The sequence below is a fragment of the Paraburkholderia ferrariae NBRC 106233 genome (assembly GCF_000685035.1).
GTDB classification, from domain to species: Bacteria; Pseudomonadota; Gammaproteobacteria; order Burkholderiales; family Burkholderiaceae; genus Paraburkholderia; species Paraburkholderia ferrariae.
The window spans coordinates 1-9,835 of sequence record NZ_BAYB01000068.1; the positions used below are offsets into that span (position 1 = coordinate 1).

Genomic DNA, 9,835 nt, shown 5'->3' on the forward strand with positions numbered 1-9,835 from the left:
CCTGGCAGCCTCGGTCATGAGCGGACATGCCAGTGCGGTGGCAGCTCTTGCGCGGTTCGGTTCTGCCGCCCAGGGCGATCCAATCTATGAGGCTGGCGTGCAATTGGGGCGGTTGCTGCGTACGGCGTTTTTGGCTGACTACTTTGTCAAGGACGCTTTCAGGAACGAGTTGCGCCGGGTGCTCAATCGGGGCGAGGCTGTTAACGCCCTCAAGCGCGCCATTTATACCGGCCGGATCAGCCCGGCGCAGGCCAAACGTGTCGATGAAATGCAGGCTGTGGCCGATGCGTTGAGCCTGATGGCCAACATCGTGATGGCGTGGAATACCTCACAGATGCAGGCGGTCCTGGATCGCTGGTCGAACCGCCGCCAGGTCATTCCACCGGAACTGATCGGAAAAATTGCTCCCACCAGGCTGGAAAGCATCAACCTGCGAGGCGTGTTCCGCTTTCCTGTTGACCGTTATGCCGACCAAATCCTGCCCTCGCGGCAGGGAGCACCGATAACTGGCACCAACGGATGAAACCGATCACGGTTTGACGCCACGAATCGCAGATTTGAAAGTGAACAGGAAAGTCAATGAAATCAACGATCTACCAACACCACCTCCGCGCCAGTGCTAGCTTTTCGTACCGTCACTTATTGCACTGAAAACGAGGGGACCCCCAATCCACCGCCGACCGCGCTGCCGTGCGTGCCCAGGCCGCAGAAGCTGTTCGCACAGGCCAGATCTCCCACGGCGAAATCGGCAACGCCATGTAATGCAAGCCGATGCGGGCGTTTCGGACGCCACCGCTTGGCGCATCCACTGCGGCTGAGCGAAGGCGTCATCGGTGCACCGCATCACATTGCATCGCCCATGAACGAGCCCCCATTGCGGGGCTTTTTTCATGGGGCAAACTTTTGACGAATCCCAGCTAGGGCAACGCCGAATAAGTCCCCGCAGTGGCGCACGCCCTGATTTGGGATGGGATGCAAGGCGCAAACCACAGCGATAGCCGTAGCTATCGCGAGGATTTGCAACGCGGCAGACCGCCCAAAGCAGGGGTGCGCGGTGCGCGAGGGACTTGTTCAGCGTTGCCCTAGGTCTGTCAGGACGGCCCCATGCGGCCCGACGAACGTTCCAGCAGGGTTTCCAGCACCTCGATACGGTGCCGATGCCGGGTGGTGATGGCGTAGAAATGCTCCTGCAGCCCGGCGGAGTAGCCCACCTTGACGAGGATGCCCGTGCGCAACTCGTCCTGAACCACCACCTCGGGCAGCACGGTCAGCCAGCCGCTGTCACGGGCGATCAGGCGCAGCATGGCCATGTCATCCACCTCGGCGCGCAATCGGGGCGTCACCCCGGCCGATGCACACAGGGCTTCAAACTGCGCACGCAGTGCATGGCGGGGGCCAGGCAGCGCCACCTCCATACCCTCCAGGTCTTCAGGTATGCGCAACGAGCGCGATTGCCACACGCTGGCAGGGCCGACCAGCGAGATGGACTGGCTGCCGAGAAATTGGCAGTGCAAGGGGCGCTCGGAGTCGGAAGGCACTGACTCATTGGCCAGCACCACGTCCAGCTGGTGCTGCACCAGGCGCGAAATCAGCCCCTCCAGCAGCCCTGACTCCAGCGTCAAAACCACGGACGGGTCGGCCAGCAAGGGGCGGATCCAGTTTTCCTGGTAGTTGCGGGACAACGTTGCCACACTGCCCACGCGCAGCCGGGTCACCCCCGACGCGCTGCCCTGCAGGCGCCCCAGCATTTCCTGACCCAGTCCGAAGATGTTCTCGGCATATGCCAGTACCAGTTGCCCGGTGTCGGTCAGCAGCAGGCGGCGGCCCTCTCGCAAAAACAGCTCTTCGCCCAGGCGCTCTTCCAGCTGCCGGATCTGGGTGGACACCGCAGACTGGGACGTGTGCAGCTCTTGCGCTGCCTGGGTAAGGTGCCCCAGCTTGGCCACACGCCAAAAGTAGAACAGGTGGTTGAAGTTGAGTTGATCGAGTCTCATTGTTCTATTTTTAGTATTTTTTTGTTCTTTTCAATGTATTTTACAGAACAATAACCCCGCAGCATCATCGCCCCCAGTCTTGTTTCTGGAGGTTGAGTGATGCCATTTGTTCACGTTTTGTCCCACGCCAGCGCATGGGCACCGGGCATGCTCATGCTGGCCGCCATGGCGCTGGCACTGTGCCACAAGGGCTCGGTTGCCACGTTGTGGCGCTGGATGCTGATCCTGTCTGGTGCCGCCTTGGCAGGTTCTGTATTGGCGGCGATTGCGGCCATGGCTGGCATCGGCCGGCTGGACCACGCTGGCTGGCTCAAGGCATCGCCGATGGGCTTGTGCATGGGGGTTCTGGTGCAACTGCTGGGCACCGTCATCGCAGCGTTTTCTGCGAGGTACCTGGAGGGAGAGCCCGGCCAGCCGCGCTACATGGCAGCACTGGCGGGTGTGCTGGCTGCTGTGCACGTGCTGCTGCTGGCAGACCACTGGATCGTCCTGGCCATCGCCTGGGCTCTGGTGGGCATTGCGCTGCAACACCTGCTGTGCTTCTACCCCGACCGGGCTTTTGCCAGCCTGGCCGCCCACAAAAAACAGATGGCCGACAGGGTGGCCGACGTATTGCTGGTCGGTGCGGCGGCACTGGCCTGGCTGGAAGTCGGCAGCGGTTCTTTGTCGGCGTTGTGGGCGTACATCGCACGCGACGGCATGTCCCCGTTGCTGCACGCCAGCGCGGTGTTGCTGACCCTGGCCGTGATTTTGCGGACGGCCTTGTTGCCCGTGCATGGCTGGCTGATCCAGGTCATGGAGGCGCCCACGCCGGTGTCTGCACTGCTGCACGCAGGCGTGGTCAACCTGGGCGGGTTCGTGCTGATACGGTTCGCCCCCTTGCTGGAAAACGCCGCCGCTGCCCGCGTCGTGCTGGTCGTTTTTGGCCTCGGTACAGCCGTGCTCGCTGGCATGGTCATGCTGACGCGCATCAGCATCAAGGTCAGGCTGGCCTGGTCCACGGTGGCGCAGATGGGGTTCATGCTGCTCGAATGCGGGTTGGGCCTGTACACGCTGGCTGCGCTGCACCTCGTGGGGCACTCGCTGTACAAGGCCCATGTGTTTCTGTCGGCATCCAACGCGGTTCGGCAAGCGCGGCTGCAGGCCATGCACAGCGCAACCCCGCCCACAGCCATCAGCCTGGCGCTGGCACCCGTCGCCGCCACGGCCACCGTGCTGCTGGTGCTGAACGTGGCGGCGGAGGTGCCCTGGCCCGCCTGGTGGTCCGCCGTGCTGGGACTGGCCTGGGCACCGCTGCTCTGGTCGCCTCAGGGCCAGGCCAGCGCCAAGACTGCGGCCTGGCACAGCCTGGCCGGGCTGGTGATGGTGGCGGGCCTCACCGCAGCGGCAGTTGCCATCCACCATGTGCCACTGGGCTTGCGCGATGCTCCGGCGCACGTGCTGGGGTGGCTGGCACTGATCGGACTTTTAGGCCTTTACCTCTTTCTGGCACTGCTGCAGAGGCAGCCCCACATGCTGCGGACCTGGCGCAGGTGGAGCTATGCAGGGTTCTACATCGACGAGGCGTACACCCGGCTGGCCCTGTACATCTGGCCCACCGCCTGGACACCCCCTGCCCCGCGTGACGCGGTCCCCCATGTAGCAGGCCCCACGTTGCACAGAGCCGCCCCCTGAACCGCACTGCACCCGGAGAACCCCATGATGGAATCACTGACCGACTGCCCCACCGAGGAGCTCGCGGCGCCAGCGCCCACGCACGCTGCGCAGCACCCGGCCTCGCACAACGACATCGACACCGCCTGCGCACAAGCGTGCCAAGCCATTGCACCGGCCTGGCCCCTGGACCGTGCCATTGCAGTCAACCCGCACTGGGCGCGCATCGGCATGCCGGTGCGCCGGGTGGCAGCGCGCATGGCAGCGCTGGGCGGCATTCAGGTCTTTCCCGGGCGCGACCGGCAACTGCAAGCGTGGACGGAAGGACGCATCAGCGCCCAGGACCTTGATCAGGCGATCCGCCAGATGCCTCAGGCGCAAGCCTGCGGGTTGACTGCCGAAGACTGCGTACAGGCCTTACACAACACCCAGCCCGTAGAGCAATTGCCCCTGCTGATCGATGTGCTGGACAACGACCCCCACCGCCAAACCCGCTTGTCCTGGCGCCAGGCAATCACCCACCAGGTGAGCCAGACCTGCGCCGCCTATTTCGACCAGACACAGGCGGACTGGCAGCCCCAGCGGTCCGAGGGCCTGTATGCGTTCTGGCGCGAGACTCTGCAGCACGACCACTCCATCGGCCTGCTGATGGGCTTGCCACACCTCGCCGAGGCCTTGGAGGCTCTGCCCGCCACCCGGGAAGACGCCGAACGCTGGGTACTGCACAGGCTGCGCCTTCCCAAGGCGGTGTGGCCAGACTATCTGGAGTCGGTGCTGCTGACGGTGAATGGCTGGGCTTCGTGGTGCGCCTATCTAGGCTGGCAGGCCCACCTGAACCAGACCTCCGACCCGCACCTGCGGGAGTTGCTGGCGATCCGGCTGGCATGGGGTGCGGTTCTACTGCATTGCAAGGACGATGCCGCAGGCACCCATGCCTTCCAGGCGCTGCAACAGGCCTGGGGCCAGGCCCCCGCCTTGTTGCAACGGGCAGAGCAGGCTCTGCTGGTCGACGAAGTGTGGCAAGTAGCTCTGGAAGTCGGCTACCAGCGCCAACTGGCTCAGCGGCTGCTCGGTGCCGGCAGTGCCCCGCCCAACCAGCACGAGATCGAGGTGCAAGCCGCTTTTTGTATTGATGTGCGCAGCGAGCCACTGCGGAGGTCCCTGGAGGCCATTTGGCCCGCCGTACAGACCATCGGGTTCGCGGGATTTTTTGGCCTGCCCCTCGCCTACACACCGCTGGGCACCAGCGCTCGCACGCCCCACCTGCCGGGCCTGTTGGCACCCGCAGTAGAAGCCACTGACTGCATCGTGCCATCCACTGCGGGCGCGTTGAAGACCGATGCGACGCTACAAGAAGCAGCGATCCACGCACGCTCCAGGCGCTTTGCGCTGGCCGACCAATGGCTGTCCGCCAGCCGCTGGCCGGGTGCGGCGTTCTCGTTCGTTGAAGCGGCGGGCGTGGGCTATGCGGGCAAGCTGGGCCAATGGCTGCGGCCCTCCCGGCAAGCCAGGGCCAACGATGCACTGGAAGGCCTGCCTGCGCGCTATCGCCCCCTGTGCCGGCCCCAGCTCACGGGGCTGGACATCGGCGCCAAGGTGTCGCTGGCAGCGCGGGTGCTGCGCTCCATGGGGCTGGACGGTTATCTGGCGCCCCTGGTACTGCTGGTAGGGCATGGCAGCCAGTCGGCCAACAACGCCCATGCGGCAGCGCTGGACTGCGGCGCATGCTGCGGCCAGACCGGCGAAGTCAGTGCCCGCAGCCTGGCACAACTGCTGAACGAACCTGCCGTGCGTACGGGCCTGGCGGAACAAGGCATCGCCATTCCGGAGTCCACAACCTTCGTGGCGGCCCTGCACAACACCACAACCGATGAGATCGAGGGCTTTGACCTGGACCTGCTGCCCCCAGCCGCTCGCCAACGGTGGGACAGCCTGCAGCCGGTGCTACACCATGCCAGTGACCAGGTCCGCAGAGAACGAGCACCGCACCTGCACATCGACCCACGGACACCGCACGACGATTTGCTGAAGCAATTGCGAAGGCGCGCCAACGATGGCGCCCAGACGCGCCCGGAATGGGGCCTGGCGGGCAACGCAGCCTTCGTCATCGCACCCCGGCACAGGACGCTGGGCGCTGCGCTACAAGGACGCAGCTTTCTGCACGACTATGACGCCCAAAGAGACCCCGACGGCAGCCTGCTGGAAGCGCTCATGACCGCGCCCATGCTGGTCACCCACTGGATCAACTGGCAGTACCACGCATCCACCTGCGCCCCCACACGCCTGGGGAGTGGCAACAAGGTGCTGCACAACGTGGTGGGCGGACACATCGGCGTCTTTGAAGGCAACGGCGGTGATCTGCGCATCGGCCTGTCGCAGCAGTCGGTGCACGACGGCAAGCGCTGGTTGCACGAACCACTGAGGCTGACCGTGGTGATTGATGCGCCCCGCCCATCCATCGACGCAGTGATCCATCAACATGCCGTCGTCAAGCAACTGGTGGACCACGGGTGGCTGCACCTCTGGCGGTGGGAAGGCACCGACCTGATGCGCTATGACCAGGGTCTCTGGGAGCCGCTGCACACGGAGAACTGGTGATGCACCCCAGTGCACGCCCCTATGCAGACCGCCGCATCGCCTTGCTGACCCAGCATGGCAAGGAGCGGGTCATCGCGCCCGCGCTGGAGCCGGGTCTGGGTTGCACGATTGAACATGTCAGCGGGTTCGATACCGACCTGCTGGGCACCTTCACCCGCGAAACGGCACGTGCGGGCTCGCAACTGGATGCAGCACGGCGCAAAGCCCGCAAGGGCATGGAGCTCTCCGGCCTCGATGCCGGCCTGGCCAGCGAGGGCAGCTTTGGTCCCGATCCGTTCACAGGAATGGTGCCCTGGAACGTGGAGCTGATCGCCTGGCTGGACGACCGCATGGGCATCGAAGTCGTCGGCATGGCACAAGGGCCTGCGCGCAGCGGGCACCTGCTGAGCGATAACTGGAGTGCCGTGGAGGCATTTGCGCAGCGCGAGGGCTTCCCGCAGCAACAGCTGGTGATGCGCCCGGAGAGCCAGGACGACACCCGCATGCACAAAGGCATCGCGGACTGGGACCGGCTGCGGCACTGCTTCGACGCCTGCCAAGCCCAGGCCCGCAACCGCCAGGTCTTTGTGGAGACGGACCTGAGGGCCTTTGCCAACCCCACCCGCATGCGCCTCATCGAGCAAGCTGCGCAGGACTTGCTGCAGCGACTGCAGTCGAACTGCCCAGCCTGCAACGCCCCGGGTTACTGGGTCACCGAACGCATACCGGGGCTTACCTGCTCTGCCTGCGGACGGCCTACCGCATCCTGCCGCGCTGAGGTGTGGTCGTGCCCACGCTGCGAATACCAGTCCAGAATGAGCAAAGCCACGCGGGCATTGGCAGATCCTCGCCACTGCGCGTATTGCAATCCCTGACTTGCAATCACAGCGGTCCCGCGTTCAGCACAGTGGTTTGAACACTGACCGGCGAGGCGTCACAAAGCAAACAACAACTGGCCAATCGATCAGTCAGTTGTTGGTAAAAAACGGGGTGTTCGACAGCTCACTCCACAGTAACGCTCTTGGCCAAGTTGCGGGGCTTGTCCACATCCGTCCCCCGCGCACAGGCCGTGTGGTACGCAAGCAGCTGCAGCGGCACGACATGCAGCAGTGGGCTCAATGCGCCGTAGTGCTCGGGCATGCGAATCACGTGGATGCCCTCACTGCTTTCGATGCGGGTGTCGCCATCGGCCAGCACGTACAGCACACCCGCACGGGCGCGGACTTCCTGCATGTTGCTCTTGAGCTTCTCCAGGAGGGCGTCGTTGGGCGCCACCGTCACCACCGGCATGGCGCTGGTCACCAGGGCCAGGGGGCCGTGCTTGAGTTCACCGGCCGGGTAGGCTTCAGCGTGGATGTAGCTGATTTCCTTGAGCTTGAGCGCGCCCTCCAGCGCGATGGGGTAATGCAGCCCTCGGCCCAGAAAGAGCGCGTTTTCCATGCGCGCAAAGTCTTCAGCCCAGCTGATGAGCTGGGGTTCGAGCGCCAGCACGGCCTGCAGGGCCACGGGCAGGTGGCGCATGGCCTTGAGGTGTGCAGCCTCCTGCTCTTCACTCAGGCGGCCCTTGCTTTGCGCCAGGGCCAGCGTCAGCAAGAACAGGCCCGCCAGCTGCGTGGTGAAGGCCTTGGTGCTGGCCACGCCGATCTCGACCCCGGCGCGGGTGATGTAGGCGAGCTTGCATTCGCGCACCATGGCGCTGGTGGCGACGTTGCAGATGGTGAGCGTGTGCTGCATGCCCAGGGATTGCGCGTGGCGCAGCGCGGCCAGGGTGTCGGCGGTTTCGCCGCTTTGGCTGATGGTGACGACCAGGGTGCGCGGGTTGGGCACGCTGGTGCGGTAGCGGTATTCGCTGGCCACTTCGACCTGGGTGGGAATGCCCGCGATTTCTTCGAGCCAGTATTTGGCGGTGCAGCCGCTGTAATAGCTGGTGCCGCAGGCCAGGATCAACACGTTGTCGATGTCCTTGAACACGCGCCAGGCAGCCGCGCCGGGCTCGCCATGCTGGCCTGCACCATCAAACAGCTCGGGCACGATGCCGGCCAGGCCTTCCAGCGTGTCGGCAATCGCGCGGGGCTGCTCGAAGATTTCCTTTTGCATGTAGTGGCGATACGGCCCCAGCTCGGCCGCGCCGCTGTGGGCCTGCACGGTGCGCACGGGGCGCTGCCCGGTGGTCAGCGCATTGCCGTCCTTGCCCACGATCCAGTAGCGGCCCAGCTGCAGGTCCACCAGGTCGCCCTCTTCCAGATAGACGATCTGGTCAGTGACGCCCGCCAGGGCCATGGCGTCGCTGGCCAGAAAGTGCTCGCGCGATGACGAGGCGCCGGTTGCGTCCTTGCCCACGCCCAGGATCAACGGAGACCCTGCGCGTGCGCCCACCACGCGGTGGGGTTCGTCCTTGTGCATGACGGCGATGGCGTAGGCGCCATGCAGTTCGGCCACGGTGGCCCGCACGGCGTCGAACAGGTCGCCGCTGTAATGGCTGTCCACCAGGTGGGCGATGACCTCGGTGTCGGTCTGGCTTGCAAACACGTAGCCGCGTGCCTGCAGGCGGGCGCGCAGTTCTTCGTGGTTCTCGATGATGCCGTTGTGCACCAGTGCCACCCGGCCTGCGGCCTGCGCATGGGCGTCTGCGCCCGTGCCGTGGCTGAAATGCGGGTGGGCGTTGTGCACGGCAGGCGCGCCGTGCGTGGCCCAGCGGGTGTGGGCGATGCCGGTGGCGCGTGGCCAGCACGGCGGTCATGGGGCTGCACTGGGCGCCCGAGACCTCCATGCGCGTGATAGTGGCCTGTCTGCCGGTGATGTCGCTGCACACGCTGTCGGTCAGCGCCGTGAGCTACCAGCTCATCCGGCAGTCTGCGCGCCAGAACCAGATGCTGGACGAACTGCGCCGCGTGGACGCACTGACCGGCCTGTTCGGGCGCGGCCACTGGCAAGAGCAGGCAGAGGCCGCACTGCGCCGCCACCACACCACCGACGAGCCCGCCTGCATGCTGATGCTGGACATCGACCATTTCAAGGAGATCAACGACGCTTACGGCCACACCGTGGGCGATGAGGTCATCCGCGCGCTGGCGCATGTGGTGCGGGGCAACGTGCGCGCCGGTGACTGCGCGGGGCGCTACGGCGGGGACGAATTCGCCATCGTGCTGCCCGGCATGCATGCGCGCGACGCCCTGGCCATTGCCCAGCGCATCCGCGAGCAGACAGAAGGCGTGCGCCTGCGCAGCCTGCCCGAACTGCGCATCACCAGCAGCATCGGCGTGGCCCCGGCCGACCACCGCCACAGCAGCCTGCGGGCGTGGATCGACGCCGCGGACGCAGCGCTGTACGTCGCCAAAAACGGCGGACGCAATCAGGTGGCGGGGTGCATGGAGCCAGCGCTGGTACCAGCGGTGTAGCAGCCAGCACTGCGGCCGGCGTCAGGGCTCGTTGGCGGCTGCAGGGTTCACCGGCCACTGCACCCGCACCGTGCAACCAGCGCCCGGCACCGCCGTCGCGCTAACCTCTGCGCCGTGGCGCTGCGCAATGGCGCGGCACAGTGCGAGCCCCGCGCCCACCCCCTCGAACTCCGTCTCGCGGTGCAGGCGCTGGAACACGCCGAACAAGGGGTC

At 65.6% G+C, this 9,835-nt stretch carries 6 protein-coding genes and 3 pseudogenes; 6 read left to right on the forward strand and 3 right to left on the reverse strand.

Annotation, left to right across the window (positions count from 1 at the left end):
* Both BFE01S_RS41625 and BFE01S_RS46165 read left to right on the forward strand, forming a co-directional pair.
* Nucleotides 1-523, forward strand: a 523-nt coding sequence (locus tag BFE01S_RS41625) for a Tn3 family transposase (RefSeq protein WP_042340010.1), incomplete at its 5' end; no start/stop codon positions are given.
* A gap of 143 nt (nt 524-666) precedes the next feature.
* Nucleotides 667-762, forward strand: a pseudogene (locus tag BFE01S_RS46165) (DUF4148 domain-containing protein); the annotation flags it as partial.
* A 329-nt stretch (nt 763-1,091) separates the two neighbouring features.
* On the opposite strand, the gene BFE01S_RS36310 reads toward BFE01S_RS46165, so the two are convergent.
* Entirely contained in the window at nt 1,092-1,994 is a 903-nt protein-coding gene (locus BFE01S_RS36310; protein ID WP_004637169.1) for a LysR family transcriptional regulator, read from the reverse strand.
* A gap of 99 nt (nt 1,995-2,093) precedes the next feature.
* Here BFE01S_RS36310 and BFE01S_RS36315 point away from each other — a divergent pair, with 99 nt between their 5' ends.
* Genes BFE01S_RS36315 through BFE01S_RS36325 form a run of 3 tightly spaced genes read left to right on the forward strand, consistent with a single transcriptional unit; the run spans nt 2,094 to nt 7,099 of the window.
* Complete coding sequence (locus tag BFE01S_RS36315; RefSeq protein WP_004637167.1) at nt 2,094-3,668, forward strand: NADH-quinone oxidoreductase subunit L; 1,575 nt, start codon at nt 2,094-2,096, stop codon at nt 3,666-3,668.
* A gap of 24 nt (nt 3,669-3,692) precedes the next feature.
* Nucleotides 3,693-6,245, forward strand: coding sequence for a YbcC family protein (locus tag BFE01S_RS36320; RefSeq protein WP_004637165.1), 2,553 nt, complete (start codon nt 3,693-3,695; stop codon nt 6,243-6,245).
* Entirely contained in the window at nt 6,245-7,099 is an 855-nt protein-coding gene (locus BFE01S_RS36325; RefSeq protein ID WP_004637164.1) for a DUF6671 family protein, read from the forward strand. Before BFE01S_RS36320 ends, BFE01S_RS36325 begins: the two co-directional genes overlap by 1 nt.
* 127 nt (nt 7,100-7,226) lie before the next feature.
* Here BFE01S_RS36325 and glmS read toward each other — a convergent pair.
* Nucleotides 7,227-8,942, reverse strand: a pseudogene (gene glmS / locus BFE01S_RS41630) (glutamine--fructose-6-phosphate transaminase (isomerizing)); the annotation flags it as partial.
* A 2-nt stretch (nt 8,943-8,944) separates the two neighbouring features.
* Between glmS and BFE01S_RS41635 the strand changes: the two are divergent.
* Nucleotides 8,945-9,622 (forward strand): annotated as a pseudogene (locus BFE01S_RS41635) (GGDEF domain-containing protein); the annotation flags it as partial.
* Between the two features lie 21 nt (nt 9,623-9,643).
* Here the strand turns inward: BFE01S_RS41635 and BFE01S_RS36340 are convergent.
* A partial coding sequence (locus BFE01S_RS36340; protein ID WP_245621289.1) for an ATP-binding protein occupies nt 9,644-9,835 on the reverse strand: 192 nt, incomplete at its 5' end.

Bases quoted from the DNA above. Each gene is read 5' to 3' on its own strand.
- BFE01S_RS36310 (WP_004637169.1), bottom strand. From the start codon at position 1,994: ATGAGACTCGATCAACTCAACTTCAACCACCTGTTCTACTTTTGGCGT.
- BFE01S_RS36315 (WP_004637167.1), top strand. From the start codon at position 2,094: ATGCCATTTGTTCACGTTTTGTCCCACGCCAGCGCATGGGCACCGGGC.
- BFE01S_RS36320 (WP_004637165.1), top strand. From the start codon at position 3,693: ATGATGGAATCACTGACCGACTGCCCCACCGAGGAGCTCGCGGCGCCA.
- BFE01S_RS36325 (WP_004637164.1), top strand. From the start codon at position 6,245: ATGCACCCCAGTGCACGCCCCTATGCAGACCGCCGCATCGCCTTGCTG.